The sequence below is a fragment of the Enterococcus sp. DIV0421 genome, assembly GCF_051713745.1.
Lineage (GTDB): Bacteria > Bacillota > Bacilli > Lactobacillales > Enterococcaceae > Enterococcus_D > Enterococcus_D casseliflavus.
The window spans coordinates 476,842-495,564 of record NZ_JBIOQM010000002.1 but is presented as its reverse complement, the minus strand read 5'-3'; the positions used below and the strand labels follow the sequence as shown (position 1 = coordinate 495,564).

Here is an 18,723-nt window from a genome sequence, read left to right as displayed (position 1 = left end):
AGGCGATCGCTGAATGAAGGGAATATAACCAATAAGAAAAGCTAGCGCAGGTTGACTGGCTGAGGGAAAAGGTATGTGTGTTGAGCATCGATCATTTTGCGAGCAATGAAGTCGCTTCTTTTAATCGTCGCAAGTGATCTTTCTATGTACGTACTTTGTGAAAAAACCATTCGGCCTACTTCTAACCTATCATGGATGAAGATGTTCGCAAAGGATTTTGCTTCACAAGTGGTGTAAAAAAACAGTCGTAACAAAATTAGCACCACCGCTTTTGGTGACGATTGGGCAGCATGTCAGTAATGCCAAACAGGTACTCGTTTCGGTGTTTTCTTAATAATCTAAGCTTTTGTTATGTTGTGATTTACAATGTTACAACTCTAGCAAAAAAATAACTTGAAAAAGAGAACGCTTACTGTCCTTACTTTATTTTAACAAAAAACAACAAACTTTTGAACAAAAAAATTGTTTATTGCTAAAAAAACAATTGAATTGCGACCTCTCGCTGACATTCTCCTTGCTGATCGTCTGAAAAGGTTGAATCAAAACTAGTCATGATCCATTGTGTTCATATAAAACAAGCACGCCAATACCCCAAAAAAGCATTCCTCGTTTGAATGATAAATCACCAACCGAGGAATACTTCGTATCTATTCTAATTTAAGAGGGAACTTCCTCACTCTCGATGTAGCAATAGACACGCAGATCAGGCAAAGCCTGTTTGATCAGCTGTTCGATGGTATCGATAAATACGCTTGGTTCTTCGGGTCCTAGCTTCAAGGTAAGGTCGGCGACGATCAAAAGTTCTTCTGGGCTTAGATGGAGGGTTCGCAAATCTTTGATTTGAATGATGGCAGGGTCGGCTAAAATTCGTTTGATCGCCATTAAATCAGAAGCAGAAGCGCCTTCTCCAATCAAGAGGCTATAAAATTCTTTGGCTAAAAAGACAGCAGCAGCAATCAGCAGCAATCCACCTAAAATGCCGCCGAGGGAATCAAATACTGGATTGTCCGTCAATGCGGTCAATAAGATTCCTACGATGGCGATCGTCACACTACCTAAGGCAAACAAATTTTCCGTGAAGCCTAAAAGCAGATCGGAATCGCGGCTTTCTTTTAAGAAACGGACGAGGGGCTGATTTTGCTTGTTTTGTTCTTTGACTTCTTGCCATCCCTCTTGTACAGCCGTCACTTCAATGAACAAACTGACAAATAAGATCGCTGCCACCAGCTGGAGCTGTTCCACTTCGTGGGTGGTGTCTAGCAGATCACGGCTGGCTTCAACAACCGCTAAAATCCCACCACCTAAAAAAACTGTCATGGCAACTACAGTACTAAAAAAATAGGTCGCTCGTCCTTCACCAAACTGATGCAGTTCACTGCGTCCTCGCTGTGCTCGGTTTTCACCGATGGCTAGAAGTCCTTGATTGATGCAATCGATCAGACTATGGATACTTTCATTCATCAAGACTGCACTGCCGCTAAAGAAGTAGCCGATGGCTTTCATGATCAACCCTAAGACATGGGTCAGCAAAACGATTCTACGGGCTTTTTGCTCTTGCTGTTTTTCCATCATGGTTCCTCCTTCGGTGTCGAACTCGCTGTAACAAGCTGTCTCTTTTCTTAAGCATAGCACTGCACTTCCTAGATGAAAACGAAAGTGGCTTGCGGGTCTGACCTTGTCTTCACTCGGGTTTAAAAAGGACTGAGGGCACAAAAAAAAGTCAGGATCGCTCCTGACTTTTTTCTCTTAATTAGTAGCCGGTTCCGTCATCAACGACTTCCGAGCCGTATCCGTCGCCAGTTCCTGCACCGGTTTCGGTTCCTGTATCGGTACCTACGCCGGTTTGGGCTTCTGTATTCGCATCTGCTTGTGTATCTGCGGGTGCTTGACCTAATGCTTTCAACATATCGTTACGAATTTCATTGTAAGAATAATCTTGAATATATACGATCGATTGTCCATCATAAGATTCCCCATCGTACCATTCAAAGGTATGTTTTTGAATATCGAATCCAGACAACATATTGCCTGCTAAAGATACTAAGTCTTCAAACTTGAAGTTTGTATTCACGTCTTCGCTGACTGAGTCTAAAATTTCTTGGTACTTGGTGACATTATTGATTTTCAAAGCTTGATGGATCGCTGCTTCAATAACTTCTTGCTGACGATTTCCTCGATCCACATCGGTATCCATTTTACGAATGCGGGCAAAAATCAAGGCTTGTTCACCGTTCAACAATTGACGACCTTCTGGAATCAATGTTTCTCCCGTGTTGTCTGAAGTATATTTCTTGTTGATGTCGTAAGGCACATCAACAGTGATCCCTCCGATGGCATCGATGATTTTCTCAAAACTGGTAAAATTGATGTTTACGTAATAGTCAATTGGCAATTGCAGGTAGTTTTGGACTGTTTCAATCGTTGCGTCTTCCTCACCAATCGTGAATGCACTATTGATCTTGGCGGTAGCAGCAATCGTCCCGGTTCCTGTTCCATCATAAATGTTGGTCCAAATGTCTCGTGGGAGACTGACCATATCGATTTTCTTGTTTTCGCCATCGTACACCATGTAAATCAAACTGTCGGTACGGGCACTGTCCAAATGTTCTGTCTTTTCACGTTCCGCATCATTATCAACACCCATTAACAAGATCCCAAACTTTGAATTCACGTCTGAAGCTTTTAATGAGTTGTCCTGTTTACTTTTATTAGAGCTGATCACAGCGGATTCTTTAAACATTTTATCCACTGAATTTTTTGCTGCATAATACGTATAGCCGGCAAATAAAACGATGCCTGCAATGGCGAAAAGAAAGATTCCTCCAATAATCACGCGTTTGTTGCGCGCTTTGTGGGCTCTTTGCTGTTTATATCTCGTCTTTCTATCCATAGTGCCTCCTTCATTTCTCCTGAATTGCTCTCCCCGATTGTACCAGAATTTTTGCGATCCGCCTATTTTTTTAAGAAGTTTTATTCTTTTTCTGTGAAGTCCTTTAAACATTCCTTAAAAATAATTCTGGGATTGAAAGAAACTTGGATAATTAGTCAACTTCTATGGATATTTTATTAAAAAACGAGTTTTTTCATTCACCCTTTTTGGAGGGATCAACTTCTTTTTCGACAGTCAGCTGAATAATTACACCAAAGGGATCGCGAACACTTGCATAAAAAAACGCAAAAGCATCCTCACTTGGTGCTTGGATCGTCTGACTGCCTTTTTGCCTCAATCGTTGATAAAGCTTCTGAGCTATTTGGCTCTCCGCTAGCGTCAAACTCAGTGACAAGTGATTGCCTCGCTGAATCGTCTCTCCTTCAACTAATGGATTGTCTGCCAGCTGCAACTGAAAATCTCCGATCTGTAGGATGGAGTGAGAAAGATACTGTTCTTGTCCCGCAAGAATCTCCAGCGTTGGATCAAGTCTCTCACGATACTCCTGGTTGATGATGGCAAATAAGAGGGTTGCGTCTAATGTTTCTTGATAAAATTGAATGGCTTCTTGGGCTTTGCCGTCTAAGGTTAAAAACATAGCGATTTTTGGTTCGATCATTTGTTGGTTCCTCCTTTTCTTGTTACCATAAGTGTAACTGTGAATATTGCCAAAACTTGGCACCATTGGAGAAAGAAATGAAAAAATCAGAACGCTTAACACAGGAACTATTGTATTTACAAGGAAAAACCACTTTTCATCTAGCCGATTTGATGGAAACCTTCGCAATCTCAAAACGTACAGCTGTCCGTGATGTCCAATCTTTGGAAGAGCTGGGCTTGCCTCTCGTGGTAGAAACCGGTCGTTATGGCGGCTATCAGATTTTGAAAAATCAACTGACCCCGTTGTACTTTGACAAAAACGAACGGTATACCCTTTTCTTTGCTTTACAGCTCTTACAAAAATTAACCGATTCTCCTTTTGATCGGAGCTATCAAGGGCTACGGCGAAAACTGTTGCAGTCTTTTTATCAAGGAGACACCGAGTGGTTAGAAAAAATGGAGACGGCGGTTTCGTTTCAAGGGGTTCCTCAATTGACGAGTGCGCCGATCCTCTCAGCGCTTTTTTCAGCGATCGTACAAGAACAGGTCATCCAATTTACCTATCAGCGTTATCAAAAAACGAACAAGACCGTACAACCCTATCAACTGGATTTTCGTGCTGGCTACTGGTACTGTTTGGCCTATGACTGTCAAAAGCAGGCTTTTCGCCGCTATCGCTGTGATGCAATGCAGGGACTTGCTCCGACTGAAAAAACCGGCTATACCTTGCAGCAGTTAGCTGAAAAACAGCTACAGCAACAAGTGTTGACACAAACACTGGGCTATCACATCCGCTTTGATCTATCGGCAAAGGAACGCTTGTGGCAAGAAAAATATCCTGACATGGCAGTGGTGGAACGTTCAAGCGAGCTTTGCTTAGAGGGGCACATTGCCGACAATGAGCTGGGTTTTCTGGCTGATTTTCTCTTACAATTTGGTCCAACCATCAAAGAAATCCACCCGTTAGTCCTCAAACAAGCGTATACTGAAAACGTTCGGCGGATGCTGCAGCCATTTGCAACGGACTGACCGCTTTCCTGCATTGATTATTGATTGCTTGCTTGCGGCGAAACTGATTCTAATTGATAAGGAGTTTTCTACCTATGTTTCTTTTAAATAAAAAAACCTTCCAAGCATTGGCTGCCCCCTATAGGACAGAAGGGGCTGCCATCGGCTATGCAAAATGGCAGTCCTTCAACGCCATCACCAGCCGTAGCCTGCTCGTCTTGGATGATCAGCAATTGACGATTTTGGCGTTGAATCTTTTCTCGACAAAAGTCGTGCAGCACAAAAGCATACCGCTTGCTGAGCTGAAAAAACAGCACAAAGATCCTGTTGTAGGGATGCTCGTCCCGATTCGCTTTACTTATAAAGGGGAAACCTACCGTTTTCAAATGCAGCGAGTGATCTTGCCCTTGGGAGATTGGCAAAAAATCTTTCTTGCCCGCTGGCAGTCGTGGTAAATGAGCAGCAACTGGCAAGGTTCGTTTCCTAGAAAAAGACTTTTCCAGTGATTTACACTTTTTTTGCAAGAAAATGAACAGATTTTTCAGGGGATGTTTTCGGCTATTTCGTTCTATGGTAAGATGTCCCTAAAGAATTGGAGGCTGTTATGGATTTTATTGAAAGCGAACGTTTACTGCTCCGTCCGTTTCAAGAAAGTGATTTTGCCGATACCTTTGCTATTTATAGGCAAGCGGAAGTCTGCCGTTTCTTACTTCATGAGCCTTGGCAGACAGAAACGGCAGTGGCAGCTTTTGCCAAAAAATGCCAACAGCACGCCTTGACGGACCAAGCAGGCCTTTCTTTGGCGGTACTACACGATCAAACGGTCATCGGCGATTTGTCGGTGTGGTTTACTGGTCAGCCGTCTTCCGTTGAAATCGGCTATGCCTTCCATCCGTCATTTGGCGGACAAGGGTTTGCTCAAGAAGCATTGAAGGAATTATTGGACTGGTTGTTTGCCAGTCAGAAGATCCATCGGGTCCAAGCGACGCTAGACGCCCGCAATCAGGCCTCAGCTAAGCTTTGCCAACGCATTGGATTACGCCAAGAAGCACATTTTATCCAAGACTGGTGGAACAAGGGGGAATGGACCGATAGTTTGGTTTTTGCCTGTTTGGCCAGTGAACATCCTGCTCATCCGAAATAATTTAGGAGGTTTTTTATGATTAGCTTGTTACGCTATGCCAAGGATTATCGCAAACAGATTATTCTTGGTCCGTTTTTCAAATTTTTAGAAGCGGTGTTTGAATTGGTCCTGCCTTTACAGATGGCCGCTTTAGTCGATGAGGGGCTACGGCAAAACAATTGGTCAAAAGTCGTTGAAATGACGATCTGGATGATCGTGATGTCTGTGGTAGGCATGATCTGTGCCGTCATCTGTCAGTATTATGCTTCCGTCGCTTCTCAAGGCTTCGGGACGGAACTACGCAATCGCTTGATGAAAAAAATCAACACCCTTTCCCATAGCGAACTAAACTTATTCGGGACGGATACCTTGATCACCCGAATGACCAACGACATCAATCAGATGCAGATTGCTTTGGCGATGCTGATTCGGCTGGTGGTCCGGGCGCCCTTTTTAAGTATCGGTTCGGTGATTATGGCCTTTGTCATTGATTGGCAAGCTGGCTTGATTTTCCTACTCGTCTTACCGCTCTTTTGTATCGTCTTATTCTGGATCATCGCCAAAACCGTGCCATTATATAAGAAAGTTCAAATTCATCTCGACGAATTGAACGAACTAGTGAGTCAAAATTTAAGCGGGATTCGGGTGATTCGTGCTTTTGCCCGCACAAAAACGGAAACGAAACGTTTTGATAAAGCAACTGATGATTTAAGTGATGTCTATTTACGGGTCACAAATCTCTCAGCTTTATTGACGCCTGCCACCACCTTGATCATGAACGTCGGCATTATCGCGTTGTTTTATATCGGTGGATTCAAGGTCAATATTGGCAATTTGCAGCAAGGACAAGTATTGGCACTGGTCAATTACATGAATCAAATGCTCTTAGCGTTGATCGTGGTTTCCAACTTAGTGATCATCTTTACCCGTGCGGCAGCATCTGGTTCACGGATCAACGAAGTGTTAGCCACTGAGCCGTCGATCGGCGACGAACTTTCAGAAGTCTTTATGGATCAGCCGAAAAACAACGTCGGAGCGATTCGCTTTGAGCACGTTGATTTCCGCTTTTCAAAAGAATACGGATTAGCCTTGAAAAACATTGATTTCCAAGTCGCACCGGGGTCTATTTTAGGTATCACTGGACCAACCGGGAGCGGGAAATCTGCCTTGACCCAATTGATCCCCCGCTTCTACGATGTGGCTGATGGCAAAGTGATCGTTGACGGGCACGATGTGCGGAAATGGCCTTTACAGCAATTACGCCAAAAAATCGCCATGGTGCCTCAAACCGCCGTGCTGTTTACGGGAACGATTCGAGAAAACTTGCAATGGGGCAAAAAAGATGCCACCGATGAAGAGTGTTGGCGAGCACTCGAAATCGCTCAAAGCCTCGACTTCGTTGAAGCCTTGCCGCAGCAACTGGATACCCCGATTTTTGAAGGCGGCAAGAACTTTTCTGGGGGACAAAAACAACGGTTAACAATTGCCAGAGCATTGATCGCTAAACCAGATATCTTGATTTTGGATGATTCTCTAAGTGCCCTTGACTATCAAACCGATCTTGATTTGCGGATGGCTTTAAAAGAAAGCATTCGTGGTACGGTCATCATCATCTCCCAACGAGTTCGCTCCATCCAAGATGCGCAGCAGATCTTGGTCTTAGACCAAGGGAATTTGGTAGGCAAAGGGACCCATGAAGAGCTGCTGGCAACGTCAAAAGAATACCAAGAAATCGTGGCATCACAGGCAGAGGAGGAAGAAGCATGAAAAAGAAATCATTCGATTGGTCGGCCTTTCGTCGCTACCTCCCTTATTTGACTGCCTACGCGAAAGAAACTTGGGCAGCAGTTGTCCTCGGGATCGCTGCTGGTGTTTCCTCGGTTTATATGACGTATCAGATCGGTCAAGCCGTCGATCAGCTGATAGGTGCCGATCAAGTGCAGTTCAGCGCCCTCTATCGTATTTTGCTTTTGTTTGCCGGAGTGGTTTTAGTGACTGTGGTCAGTCAATGGTTGATCCAGCGACTAGGCAACCGCGTGGCGTATTTATCCGTCGCCGACTTACGTAAAAAAGGCTTTGCCCATCTCAATACATTGCCGTTGCGCTATTATGACCAAAACTCCCACGGCAACATCGTCAGTCGCTTTACCAACGACATGGACAATATTTCCATTGCCGTCGCTGCAGTCTTTAACCAGCTGTTCTCTGGTATTTCGGTCGTCTTGATCGCCTTAGTCGTCATGCTGCAAATGAGTGTGCCCTTAACGTTGGTCGTATTGGTTTCGACCCCGATCATCTTTTTGGTCAACTGGATCGTGGCACGAACGTCTCAATCGCATTTTGCTCGCCAACAAGAAATCGTCGGCGAAATTTCTGGCTTTGTTACGGAAATGATCGGCAATCAAAAAATCGTCAAAGCCTTTGATCGAGAAACCATCAACCAAAACCGTTTTGAAACTATCAACCAAGAATTGAATGTCCGGGGGCAAAAAGCCCAGTTTTCTTCTTCTTTGACCAATCCCCTTTCACGATTCGTCGATCACTTGGCGTATCTGTCAGTCGGCTTTGTCGGCGGTCTGCTTTACTTTTCTGGTTCAGGTGCAGTCACGGTTGGGGTGATATCCAGCTTTACGATCTACTCCAGTCAGTTTTCGAAACCATTCATTGAATTGTCGGGAATTACCACCCAGATCCAAACGGCATTAGCTGGACTTTCAAGAACCTTTGAGCTGTTGGATCAAGAGCCCGAAACAGCCGATGACCAAGAATCTCAATCACTGGGTGAGATCAAAGGCGAGATTGCCTTTGAGGAGGTTTCTTTTGCTTATGATCCTGGTCAAAAATTGATTGAAGATTTCACTTTTACCGCAAAACCTGGAGAAACCGTCGCGATCGTCGGAAAAACTGGTGCTGGTAAATCGACGTTGGTCAATTTATTGATGCGTTTCTATGATGTCGATAAAGGGGCAATCAAGATCGATGGCACTGATATTCGTCAGTTGAAACGAGAAGAATTACGGCAAAGCTTCGGAATGGTCTTGCAGGATACGTGGCTCTTTGATGCCTCTTTACGAGAGAACCTGCAATACGGCAATGACACTGCCACAGATGAAGAAATCTACGATGCCTTAAAGCATGCCTATATGTATGAGTATGTGATGCGCTTACCAGAAACACTAGATACACCGATCGGTCATCAAGGGATCAAGATCTCTGACGGGCAACGGCAGCTCTTGACGATCGCCCGCACGATGATCAGCAACCCACCCATGCTGATTTTGGATGAGGCAACCAGTTCGGTTGATACTCTGACTGAGAAAAAAATCCAAGATGCTTTCTTGAAAATGATGGAAGGCAAAACCAGCTTTGTGATCGCCCATCGCTTATCAACGATTCGAGCAGCAGACAAGATCCTGGTGATGGATGCCGGTCAAATCGTGGAGCAAGGAACCCATGAAGAACTACTAGCAGAACAAGGCTATTACTATCGCCTGTACCATGCTCAATTCCAACATTGATCAGCCATACCACAAACCCCCATCAGCTCAAAGGTACCTGCTTGAGCTGACGGGGGTCTTTTTTATTTATTGGTTCCAAACATCGGCATATTCTGGTTTGCGTTCAAATTCTTTTTTGGCAAAGGGACACAAAGGAATGATTTTCTTTTGTTCTTTGCGGGCTTTTTCCACCCCTTTTGCCACTAATTTTTCGGCCAGACCTTGGCCCCGATAAGCGGGATCGACAAAGGTATGGTCTATGATCAAGCGCGTTTCGCCCGCTTCTGACCAGGTCATTTCACCGATTTCTTTGTCGCCGTCTTTTAACACAAATCGAGTGTTTTCTTCTAAGATTTCCATGGTTCTTCCTCCTTCAATATGTACTTTAATGCACCGCTTGGGCAAGTGTGGATCACTTGTGCCGCTTGCGCTGCTTCCCCGTTATCAGGAATCACCCATGGGCGCCGTCCAACTTCAAAAATAGCGGGATTGCCCCGCACACAGTTGCCGCTGTGGGTGCAGATCTCTTTGTTGTAATAAATATCGATCGCTTCGCCACGATACTTCCGATATCCTGCAGCAATCAACCCTGCTTCTGTTTCCTTGCCTAGTGGCTGTTCGTCCATGTTGAACACCCTCCTCTTATTGATTGTCAGAAGCAAACTGCCTGCCTCCTCCTTCATCATACGACTTCTCGAGAAAAAAATAAATCATTTGTTCAAAAATAACTTCTCAGTTGCCGATCATTAGCCAAAAGCTTGCGGCAGCACAATAAAGCGTCCTGTCAAAACATGTTGCTTTGACAGGACGCTGATTTTCATTCGTGAGGCGCTTTTGCAACAAAATGAAACCGCTGCGTGGCGTAATCCCCTGCTAAATGAGGATCGATATACAACCCGAGCTGCATCAATTCATCGCCACCGAAGGTCTTTCCCCCACTTTGATAGGTAAGGTCAGGATCTAAGCCAGCCAGTTTTAAAGTAACCAATGGTGCAGAGGCTTCGGCTAAGACTCGGAAGTAAAAGACGATCGCTTCTTTTTTATCTGGGGAAACATACAGCCAGGCGGTGTCATTGCCTTCATAAGGGCTGAGCAGTCGAACAAAGCGGCCCAACTGCAGCAGGCGCCGATGTTTTTTATAAAAAGTGATTTGTTCTTTGATCTGCGCTTTTTCTTCTTTTGTCAGCTGTGTCAAGTCAAGCTCATAGCCCAGCAAGCCAGACATCGCAGCATTGCCGCGAATCGCTAGATCCGTTGCCCGTTGGGTCTGATGGTTCGGGATCGCTGAGACATGGGCACCCATGGTGGATGGCGGATAGACCAGACTGGTTCCGTATTGGATCTTCAGGCGGGCGATGGCATCGGTGTTGTCGCTGGTCCAAATCTGCGGCATATAATACAAGAAGCCAGCATCAAAGCGCCCACCGCCACCAGAACAGCCTTCAAACAGGATCGTTGGATAGGCAGTGGTCAGTTTTTCCAGAAATTCATACAAGCCCAGCAGATAGCGATGTGCAACCTCCCCTTGTTGGGCAGGATCGAGGAGCAAGGAATAGACATCCGACAGACTGCGGTTCATGTCCCATTTGATATAGTCGATGGCAACCGTATCAAACAGTTGGGTTAACTGGTTATAGAGATGGTCTCTGACATCTTGCCGAGAAAAGTCCAACACATACTGACTGCGGCTAAGCGCTGGCTTGCGATTGGGTACTTGTAACAGCCAATCGGGGTGCTGTCGGTTCAGTTCACTGTCACCAGAAACCATTTCTGGTTCCAGCCAAAGCCCGAATTGCAGCCCTTTGTCATGGACTTTTTGGGCAAATCCTGCCAAGCCAGAAGCCAGCTTGCCTTCGTTTTCAAACCAATCGCCTAATGAGGTTTGGTCATCTTCTCGCTGACCAAACCAGCCGTCATCCAAAACAAACAGTTCGATTCCCAGCTCCTTGGCTTCATCAACGAGGGCATCTAGCTTTTCTTCATTGAAATCAAAGTACGTTGCTTCCCAGTTATTGATCAGGATCGGCCGTTCTTGCTTTTTGTATTTCCCCCGAATCAAATGCTCATCATAAAAATCATGATAGGTGGCTGACAGCTGATTCAAGCCAGCCTCACTATAAGCAATCACGGCTTCTGGGGCTTGAAAGCTTTCAGTTGGCGGCAATTTCCAGGCAAATTGATGGCTGTTGATCCCCATGATCACACGGGTTTGTTGGTAAGGATCTTTTTCGATGATGGTTTCATGATTGCCGCTATATAGCAAGCTAAAACCAAAACACTCCCCAGCAAACTCCGTAGCATTAGGTTCCAGCAAGACGGCAAAGGGATTTTGCTGATGGCTGCTGGACCCCCGCTTGCTGTCTAAACGCTTGATGCCGCGATTGATTGGTTCTCGGGTGACTTGACGTTCCTTCGCCCACGCCCCCGGCAAGTGGATCAAATCAAAGGGCCGGTTAGGAAAATCCAGGGATTGACTTGCCAGCTGTTCGATGGTAACAGGCTGGTTTCCGTGGTTGATTACTTTACTAGAGCGGACGATCACTGCCGCATCCTCAAAAATCGTGTAAAACAGCTGCAGCTCAAGTCCCGCCACATCATCTTTTAAGGACAGAATCAGTGTTTCGATGCCGTCGCCGGCCCCATGGGTCTGAGGCAATCCTGCTAGGGCGGGTTTGCCTTGTTGAATCTGGTAATCACTAAAGACAAAATGGCTGACTCGGCTGCCGTCAGACTGGCGAATCGTATAGGCAGCTTCTCGAAAGTCCCCGAAGCCATTACCAGGAAACTCCAGCATCAAGGTGTCTAATGAGAAAAGCCGATCGCTGCTGTCTGGGGGATTAGGTGAAAAGGACCGATCAAGGCGTGGATAACGATAGCCGCCAGAATAATGAGCGATTTTTTTTCCAAAATAAAGGTGTGCCACATTGCCCCCTTCTTCTATTTGTATGAGATAGCTGATTTGATCGTTGCTTAAATGAAAGACGTTTAATTGTTTGTCAAAAAGAATCATATCGTACCCTCTACTTTGTATTTGTTTGCTGATGCCCCGCTTATTTCACGGATCCCAGCATCCCTTGGACAAATTGTTTTTGTAAAACGAAGAAAATGATGGCCGTCGGCAGTGTGGCGATCACGATGCCGCACATCATCATGCCATAATCAGGTGTATAAGAAGCACCCATTGCTGAAAGAACCAGTGGAACGGTCCGTTTGTCTGGTGATTGCAGGGCAACTAATGGCCATAAATAATTGTTCCAGCTGCCCATAAACGTAATGATCGCAGCAGCTGCATAAGTATTTTTAGCCGTCGGCATGTAGACTCTAAAGAAAATGCTCAGTTCATTCAAGCCATCGATCCGAGCAGCTTCGACTAATTCTCTAGGGAATGCCTTGATGTTTTGGCGGAAAAAGAAAATCAAAAAGGCGGTACAGACCGAGGGCAAAATCACGACAGCGAAGGTATTGATCCCGATCGGTGTGCCGCTAAGCTTGCTGAACATCCGATAGAGCGGGATCATTAGCGCGGCAAAAGGCACCATCATCGACAGCAGGAGAATATTAAAGATGCGGTCTTTGGTTTTCGTCCGATAGATCTCAAAGCCATATCCTGCCATGGAGGAGAACAAAAGTGCAAAGACGGTTGTAATCACGGCAATCACTGCGGAATTGCCTAATGCCCGAGTAAAATTCAAATCGGAAGAAAAGAGATTTTGGAAGTTGATGACCAACTGATCGCCAATCATGATTTTTCCAGCAACGATATCAAAGGTTTGATTGGTCATCCCTAGAATCATCCAAACAAATGGAAAAATAGAGATGAAAGCCAAAATCGCCAGAAAGACGTATTTTAAAGTGAGTGAGATTGTTTTCAATTTTCTTTTCCTCCTATTTTCGTTTGGATGATCGATAAGATCACGATCGCAATCATGATAACAAAGGAGACCGCAGCAGCGTACCCAAAGTTTGGCGTGAATTTGTAACTCAAATTGTAGATATATTGCGACAAGGTCGTCGTGGCATTGGCTGGTCCACCGCCAGTGATATTTTGAACTTCATCGAATAATTGCAGCGTACCGATCGTTGAGGTGATCGTGGTAAATAAGATGATTGGACGCAAGTTGGGAATCGTGATTTTGAAGAATTGATCCCATTTCGTGGCACCATCGATCTCTGCCGCTTCGTAAATACTTGGATCGATATTTTGCATGCCTGAGATGAAAAAGATCATATTGTAGCCAGTCCAACGCCACGTAATGGCAAAAATGATCAATACTTTTGCCCAGAAGGGGTCCGTCAACCATTGGATCGGTGCATCAATCAGATGTAGCTGCGTCAAAAAGTTATTGACTAACCCATTTGCCGAAAAGAGACTTTTCATAATCAAGGAATAAGAAACCAAGGATGTGATACAGGGTAAAAACAAAGCGGTGCGGAACAGCCCTTTAAATTTCAATTTTTTGTCATTCAATATGTTCGATACGATCAGCGCCAAAAAGAGCATGATCGGAACTTGGACTAATAAGTATAAAAACGTATTGCCAAAGGCTTTTTTAAAGGTTGAGTCGCTCAACATCCGCTGATAGTTGCCAAGACCGTTAAAGGTCATCGCTGTCGGTGGTCCTGATTGGAATGACGTGAACAATGCCGAGACCATCGGAATAAAGACCAGCATCGTGATCAAAATGACGGGTAAGGTAATAAAGGCATTGCCGTTTGCAAACCAATTTTTTGTTTTGTTTTTCATTGTAATTCCCCCTTAACACAGAAACTCGCGATCGCTCACGAGTTTCTGCAAAGTTGTTCGATTAGTTTGCAATTTGTGCTTCCACTTGTGATTGTGCTTCTTCTAATACTTTATCGATGTCTTCGCCGTTGATCACTCGTTGCAAGCTTTCAGTCAAGACAGATTCAATGGCATAGGTGTGATTGCCGTAGTTCACGGCTGGAATTTCTTGTGACCATTGAGAGAAATCTTGGAAGACTTTTTGACCGCCATAGAAATCAAGCCCCGACGTATATTCTTCCGTTTCTTCTGCAGCATTCATGGTTGAAACCAAACCGATCTCGGTAGCTAATGTACCCATCAATTCTTTATTTGAAGCAAAGGTATTGGCTAAAAAGTCTTTGGCATTTTCTTCGCCGTCAACCCCTTTGATCACGTACCAGCCTGCTCCGCCGATGCTAGAAGCATTGACTGAATTGCTGTTGCCAGCGATAGATGGGATTGGAGCGATCGCCCATTTGCCGCTTTGGTCTTCCGCGCCTTGAATCGTGCTGGAATACCACGCACCAGTTGGCGCAGAAGCGACATTCCCCGATTGAACGGCATTTACCCCGCCATCCCAATCAGAAACTTGTTCAACTAAGCCTTCATTCAACAATGTTGCTAAGACAGTTAGACCAGCTTTGAAGGATTCATTGTCTTTGATGGTTACGGTGGAGCCATCTTCACCGGTATACCATTCGCCTGCCGATTGCATAATGATTCGTGCCAAGCCAAGATCGCTTGGGTCTAACGACATCATAGCGTGACCCGTTTTTTCTTTGACGTCTTTGGCGATGCTGATAAAATCATCCCAAGTAATATCTTGGAGATCCGCTTGCTCATAGCCTGCATCGGTCAAATAATCTGTGCGGTAAAATAGTCCTGCGACGCCACTGTCAAATGGCACCCCATAAATGACATCGTCGACTTTATTGACCGCAAATTTATAGCTGGAGAAATCCTCCTCATTCACGATATCCGTTAGATCACTAAACGCATCGGGATAAGAAGAAAGGTATCCTTGAATGCGGTAGTCTTCGATCAAAACGATATTTGGTAGTCCGTCCGTATTTCCAGATGCCAGACTCGTATTTAATTTTTGGACGATATCATCTTGCGACATCGTCACGACTTCCACATCGACATCTTGATTTTCATACACTTTTTTGGCTTCATTGACTGCCTTGATGTTGAAGGTCTCATCCCATGCCCAGACCGTGACTTTGTTTGAGGACTCGCCGGAATCACCAGAGCTTGTGTTGCTATTTCCGCAAGCCGCCAAAGTCAGCACTGCAGCCGCCGTTACCATCGATGCAAGTAGTTTTTTCATTTTTATCCCTCTTTCCTTTTATTTACATGGCTAACTATACACTGATTTTGTAACCGTATTCAATGAATATGAAAGAGCTTACTAAATTTGTCCAAAAATAGAAAAAAGTTACAATACCTTTCTTTTTTGAAAGCGTTTATAATAAAGAAGAGATATAGGGGGGATACCATGACGATTTTACGCACGGTCTTAGTCGTTGATGATGAGGCAACGATCCGAGATGGATTGAAACATATGATACGTTGGGAGCAAGAAGGATTCCGTCTCTTAAGCGATGCAGCGAACGGGCAAGAAGCATTGGCGCTGATCCATGAGCTGAATCCCGACATCGTGATCACGGATTTGAAAATGCCACAAATGGATGGTCTTCAACTCACAACGATCATTCAACAACAATATCCAGAAGTCCATTTTTTGGTCTTGAGCAGCTACGATGATTTCCAATACGTCAGTCAGTCTTTTAGAAATGGTGCCGTAGATTATCTTTTAATACCGACACTGACACCGACACTCTTGTTGAAGACGCTGCACAACCTCTCACAAAAGCTGTCACATACAAAAGGCTCCGTGACTGAGGAAACTCAGCTGCAAGAATCGTTGAATCGCTATTTAGCAGGGTATGAAGAACCGTTGGCTCCTTTGGCGGACTACCTTGCATTGGATCAGCCGCAACAGCAAGCCCAAATTTTGACCACCAATTTTAGCGGCTTTCGTGCCAATGATCAGCTGCTGCATGCATTGACGGAATTTACTCAATCACAACCGCAGGTAAAGACGCTCTTTTTTCAAACCAGTAACAAAGATGCCGGCTTAGTGATCAGTTATCCAGAAGGAACGGATGTTTATTCCTCTTTGAAAGAAACGTTGGAACAATTGCGTTTTACTGAGCCGGATGCCTTCTTTACCCTCAGTGTGCCCTTTCGAAAGATTGAACAGTTACGGGACCATTTTGTGACCCTTAAAGCCAAAAGCCAAGGACAATCGTTTTTTTATAAACGCCAACGGTTGGTGCAAGAACACGAACTCTTTTTGTACATTGAAAGTGATCGCTTTGATACCAAGAAGTTCTTACGGGCTTTGTTAGATAACAACTTTTTGTTAGGAATCACCAGAATCGAGGAATATTTCAATGACATGATCTTATCCAATGTCGATCCGACATTCTTAAAACAGCAGGCCAGCAGTATTTTTTACACGTTACTTTCCCGCTTGGAAGAAGAATTCCCCACTGCTCCACGCTTTAGCCGCTTAAAAGCTGAATTTTTGCATGCCATCGGTCACGTGCAGTATTTGGAAGATTTTTCTGATTTGTTGTTGGCGACCATTGATGATATTCGTCAACAGCTGACGACCTTATCACCATTGGATGAAGATGATCTACTCGTTGCGATTCAGCGCTTTATTCAAGACAACTACACCAAAAGCCTGTCTTTGTCTGAACTAGCTGAGACCTTTCACTTTAGTTACACCTATCTTTCGGCTTTTCTTTCTGCGAAACTGAAAATGAGCTTTTCTGAGTACGTAAAGAAAACCCGCTTGGATAAAGCCAAAGAACTACTGACACAATCTGATCTGAACCTATCTGAAATCAGTGAAGCGGTCGGGTATTCAGATATCAGCTATTTTTCTCGCATCTTTAAGAAAGAATGTCAGGTCACCCCATCGAAGTATCGGCGGTTGAATCAATTATGAAAATCAACCAATGGATTCAGAAAAATGAATTATTCAGTCGGATCTTCCTCTTTGTTGTCGTCGGGGTCATCAGTGTTTGTCTGCTAACCGTCATCGTGATCTATGGTCGTTCGAAAGATGCCTATGTTGCTTCGTACCAAAGCTCCAATCAGCTACTGCTGGAAAAAATCCAAGAAGATTATGAGCGTCTGAACGAGAATATCCATCGGATTTTTGATATCGTTGATGAAAGCAAAGCCGTTGAAACTTACTTAGAAGGCGACATGAATCAAGGCCGTACGATTTTAGAATTAAACGAGCAATTAAAAGACACTCGCTCTTTGTTTCAAGACATCCCCTCGAATTTAGTGTTGATTGGGGTCAACGGGGGCACTTTCTTTCAAAACGATGCGGTTCGCAACCAATCGGTGGATGAGTTTCTCGCCAGTGCCTTTGTCCAGCAGATCAATGACAATGAGGCTATCAGTCAGTATTATTTCTTGGACCAAGGCTTAAGTACTTCCACCAGCGACTCCCCTGGCTTGATGTACGTGCGCAAATTAATGAAAGAAGAAACGATTTTCGGCTATGCCCTGATTTTCTTAAAGGAATCTGATTTTTCTTCGATCTATCGTCAACTGTTAGATACCAGTCTTCACTCGATCTATATCGTCAATGAGCAAAATCAAATACTCTCTACTTCTGATCCGAGCCTTTTAGGCAAGCCGTTTGAGGATCATCTCGTCACAGTCAAAAGAGATACTAGCATCAATCAGCTGCCCCTTTATTCGTATCATTTTACTTTTTACGATGTTTTGGATGAATCGCATCTGGTACGCAATATGAATCTGATTAAACCGGCCCTTTTGATTTCTGTCGTCAGTATTTTACTCTTTAGTCTGCTGGCATTTTGGATCATCCGTAATATCACCCAACCGATTTATCAGCTGATCGCCAAACTGCCGGCAGTCACACAAGGCGATTTCAGCGATAAGGTCACCATCAACGGAACGTATGAAACGCGAGAATTGGGGCGTGCCTATAACTTGATGCTGGAGGACTTGGAATCTTATGTCGATCATTTAATGGTCACAGAAGCTGAAAAACGCAAGTTCGAGATTCGTTCACTGCAAATGCAGATCCAACCGCATTTTGTCTATAACACATTGACTGCTATCAAGTTTTTGATCTGGCAAAACGAACAAGAAGCCGCCACCCAAGCGATTGAAAGTTTTGTCCAATTGTTGCGGCATACCTTTAACCGCAAAGAGATCGTCCCTTTAAAGGATGAGCTAGCGATCGTGGAAGAATACCTCGTTTTAATGAACGTACGTTATGGCAATCGCATCCAATCGACGATTTTTTCAGAAGAGGGCTGCGAAGATGTTCTCGTACCGAAGATGATTTTGCAACCGATTATCGAAAATGCCTACCTGCATGCCTTTCCCGAAGAGGATTCAGGATTGATCCAGATTTTTTCTCGCGTTAGTAAGGAAGGCCTAAAAATTGAGATCATCGATACGGGCATCGGGTTCAATGAAGTGCACCCAACCAGCACCGCCAACCACTTTGAACACTATTCGGGTATTGGCTTAGACAATATTGATCAGCGTATCAAGCTGCTCTATGGGGAGAAATATGGATTGACTGTAGAATCACGCATCAACGAAGGAACCACCGTTCGCTTGCTGCTGCCGATCCAGCGGGAGGAAGCAGCATAATTTCTTTCATTAAATAAGAAAAACGCCAACAGAACCAGACTGCTTCCATGAGCAGTTCTGTTCCGCTGGCGTTTCTTTC

Annotated in this window: 15 protein-coding genes and 1 pseudogene; 7 read left to right on the top strand and 9 right to left on the bottom strand. The window is 44.6% G+C overall.

The window, feature by feature from the left end; all coding sequences use genetic code 11:
• Window positions 1-657 precede the first annotated feature (657 nt).
• The 3 genes from IGI96_RS13405 to IGI96_RS13395 all read right to left on the bottom strand — a co-directional run bounded on the left by IGI96_RS13405 (window position 658) and on the right by IGI96_RS13395 (window position 3,548).
• Entirely contained in the window at window positions 658-1,572 is a 915-nt protein-coding gene (locus IGI96_RS13405; protein ID WP_438785199.1) for a cation diffusion facilitator family transporter, read from the bottom strand.
• Between the two features lie 178 nt (window positions 1,573-1,750).
• Window positions 1,751-2,890 (bottom strand): LCP family protein, encoded by a 1,140-nt coding sequence (locus tag IGI96_RS13400; protein ID WP_086292080.1) that lies wholly within the window; start codon window positions 2,888-2,890, stop codon window positions 1,751-1,753.
• Window positions 2,891-3,083: 193 nt separating this feature from the next.
• Window positions 3,084-3,548 (bottom strand): VOC family protein, encoded by a 465-nt coding sequence (locus IGI96_RS13395; RefSeq protein ID WP_438785198.1) that lies wholly within the window; start codon window positions 3,546-3,548, stop codon window positions 3,084-3,086.
• A 77-nt stretch (window positions 3,549-3,625) separates the two neighbouring features.
• On the opposite strand from IGI96_RS13395, the gene IGI96_RS13390 reads away from it, so the two are divergent.
• The 5 genes from IGI96_RS13390 (at window position 3,626) to IGI96_RS13370 (ending at window position 9,178) form a co-directional block, all read left to right on the top strand.
• Complete coding sequence (locus tag IGI96_RS13390; protein ID WP_156235425.1) at window positions 3,626-4,558, top strand: helix-turn-helix transcriptional regulator; 933 nt, start codon at window positions 3,626-3,628, stop codon at window positions 4,556-4,558.
• A gap of 74 nt (window positions 4,559-4,632) precedes the next feature.
• Window positions 4,633-4,992 carry a hypothetical protein gene (locus tag IGI96_RS13385; protein ID WP_156235427.1) on the top strand — a complete coding sequence of 120 codons (360 nt, stop codon included), beginning with the start codon at window positions 4,633-4,635 and terminating at the stop codon, window positions 4,990-4,992.
• A gap of 149 nt (window positions 4,993-5,141) precedes the next feature.
• A complete protein-coding gene (locus IGI96_RS13380; RefSeq protein ID WP_086294919.1) occupies window positions 5,142-5,681 on the top strand; it encodes a GNAT family N-acetyltransferase in 540 nt (179 codons plus the stop codon).
• Window positions 5,682-5,696: 15 nt separating this feature from the next.
• Window positions 5,697-7,427, top strand: a complete 1,731-nt coding sequence (locus IGI96_RS13375) for an ABC transporter ATP-binding protein (protein ID WP_438785197.1) — start codon at window positions 5,697-5,699, stop codon at window positions 7,425-7,427.
• Window positions 7,424-9,178: an ABC transporter ATP-binding protein gene (locus IGI96_RS13370; RefSeq protein ID WP_010747846.1), complete on the top strand. Its 1,755-nt coding sequence runs from the start codon at window positions 7,424-7,426 to the stop codon at window positions 9,176-9,178. Before IGI96_RS13375 ends, IGI96_RS13370 begins: the two co-directional genes overlap by 4 nt.
• Before the next feature lie 66 nt (window positions 9,179-9,244).
• Here the strand turns inward: IGI96_RS13370 and IGI96_RS13365 are convergent, their stop codons facing one another.
• From IGI96_RS13365 to IGI96_RS13340, 6 genes and pseudogenes are all read right to left on the bottom strand, one after another.
• On the bottom strand, window positions 9,245-9,517 hold the full coding sequence (locus IGI96_RS13365; RefSeq protein WP_010747845.1) for a GNAT family N-acetyltransferase: 273 nt from the start codon (window positions 9,515-9,517) through the stop codon (window positions 9,245-9,247).
• Window positions 9,505-9,783 (bottom strand): (4Fe-4S)-binding protein, encoded by a 279-nt coding sequence (locus tag IGI96_RS13360; protein WP_015509363.1) that lies wholly within the window; start codon window positions 9,781-9,783, stop codon window positions 9,505-9,507. The genes IGI96_RS13365 and IGI96_RS13360 overlap by 13 nt, the downstream gene beginning before the upstream one ends.
• Before the next feature lie 191 nt (window positions 9,784-9,974).
• Window positions 9,975-12,167 carry an alpha-galactosidase gene (locus tag IGI96_RS13355; RefSeq protein ID WP_438785196.1) on the bottom strand — a complete coding sequence of 731 codons (2,193 nt, stop codon included), beginning with the start codon at window positions 12,165-12,167 and terminating at the stop codon, window positions 9,975-9,977.
• A 40-nt stretch (window positions 12,168-12,207) separates the two neighbouring features.
• Window positions 12,208-13,023, bottom strand: a pseudogene (locus IGI96_RS13350) (carbohydrate ABC transporter permease); the annotation flags it as partial.
• A gap of 2 nt (window positions 13,024-13,025) precedes the next feature.
• Entirely contained in the window at window positions 13,026-13,901 is an 876-nt protein-coding gene (locus tag IGI96_RS13345) for a carbohydrate ABC transporter permease (protein WP_438785195.1), read from the bottom strand.
• Between the two features lie 61 nt (window positions 13,902-13,962).
• Window positions 13,963-15,252 (bottom strand): ABC transporter substrate-binding protein, encoded by a 1,290-nt coding sequence (locus IGI96_RS13340; RefSeq protein WP_016608159.1) that lies wholly within the window; start codon window positions 15,250-15,252, stop codon window positions 13,963-13,965.
• A gap of 168 nt (window positions 15,253-15,420) precedes the next feature.
• Here IGI96_RS13340 and IGI96_RS13335 point away from each other — a divergent pair, with 168 nt between their 5' ends.
• Both IGI96_RS13335 and IGI96_RS13330 read left to right on the top strand, forming a co-directional pair.
• Window positions 15,421-16,944 carry a response regulator transcription factor gene (locus IGI96_RS13335; protein WP_438785194.1) on the top strand — a complete coding sequence of 508 codons (1,524 nt, stop codon included), beginning with the start codon at window positions 15,421-15,423 and terminating at the stop codon, window positions 16,942-16,944.
• Window positions 16,941-18,644 carry a sensor histidine kinase gene (locus IGI96_RS13330; protein WP_438785193.1) on the top strand — a complete coding sequence of 568 codons (1,704 nt, stop codon included), beginning with the start codon at window positions 16,941-16,943 and terminating at the stop codon, window positions 18,642-18,644. Before IGI96_RS13335 ends, IGI96_RS13330 begins: the two co-directional genes overlap by 4 nt.
• Window positions 18,645-18,723 lie beyond the last annotated feature (79 nt).

Excerpts from the sequence above, each read along its gene's own strand:
- IGI96_RS13355 (WP_438785196.1), bottom strand. The coding sequence starts at position 12,167 with ATGATTCTTTTTGACAAACAATTAAACGTCTTTCATTTAAGCAACGAT.
- IGI96_RS13340 (WP_016608159.1), bottom strand. The coding sequence starts at position 15,252 with ATGAAAAAACTACTTGCATCGATGGTAACGGCGGCTGCAGTGCTGACT.
- IGI96_RS13375 (WP_438785197.1), top strand. The coding sequence starts at position 5,697 with ATGATTAGCTTGTTACGCTATGCCAAGGATTATCGCAAACAGATTATT.
- IGI96_RS13405 (WP_438785199.1), bottom strand. The coding sequence starts at position 1,572 with ATGATGGAAAAACAGCAAGAGCAAAAAGCCCGTAGAATCGTTTTGCTG.
- IGI96_RS13370 (WP_010747846.1), top strand. The coding sequence starts at position 7,424 with ATGAAAAAGAAATCATTCGATTGGTCGGCCTTTCGTCGCTACCTCCCT.
- IGI96_RS13395 (WP_438785198.1), bottom strand. The coding sequence starts at position 3,548 with ATGATCGAACCAAAAATCGCTATGTTTTTAACCTTAGACGGCAAAGCC.
- IGI96_RS13385 (WP_156235427.1), top strand. The coding sequence starts at position 4,633 with ATGTTTCTTTTAAATAAAAAAACCTTCCAAGCATTGGCTGCCCCCTAT.
- IGI96_RS13345 (WP_438785195.1), bottom strand. The coding sequence starts at position 13,901 with ATGAAAAACAAAACAAAAAATTGGTTTGCAAACGGCAATGCCTTTATT.
- IGI96_RS13400 (WP_086292080.1), bottom strand. The coding sequence starts at position 2,890 with ATGGATAGAAAGACGAGATATAAACAGCAAAGAGCCCACAAAGCGCGC.
- IGI96_RS13390 (WP_156235425.1), top strand. The coding sequence starts at position 3,626 with ATGAAAAAATCAGAACGCTTAACACAGGAACTATTGTATTTACAAGGA.
- IGI96_RS13365 (WP_010747845.1), bottom strand. The coding sequence starts at position 9,517 with ATGGAAATCTTAGAAGAAAACACTCGATTTGTGTTAAAAGACGGCGAC.
- IGI96_RS13380 (WP_086294919.1), top strand. The coding sequence starts at position 5,142 with ATGGATTTTATTGAAAGCGAACGTTTACTGCTCCGTCCGTTTCAAGAA.
- IGI96_RS13330 (WP_438785193.1), top strand. The coding sequence starts at position 16,941 with ATGAAAATCAACCAATGGATTCAGAAAAATGAATTATTCAGTCGGATC.
- IGI96_RS13335 (WP_438785194.1), top strand. The coding sequence starts at position 15,421 with ATGACGATTTTACGCACGGTCTTAGTCGTTGATGATGAGGCAACGATC.
- IGI96_RS13360 (WP_015509363.1), bottom strand. The coding sequence starts at position 9,783 with ATGGACGAACAGCCACTAGGCAAGGAAACAGAAGCAGGGTTGATTGCT.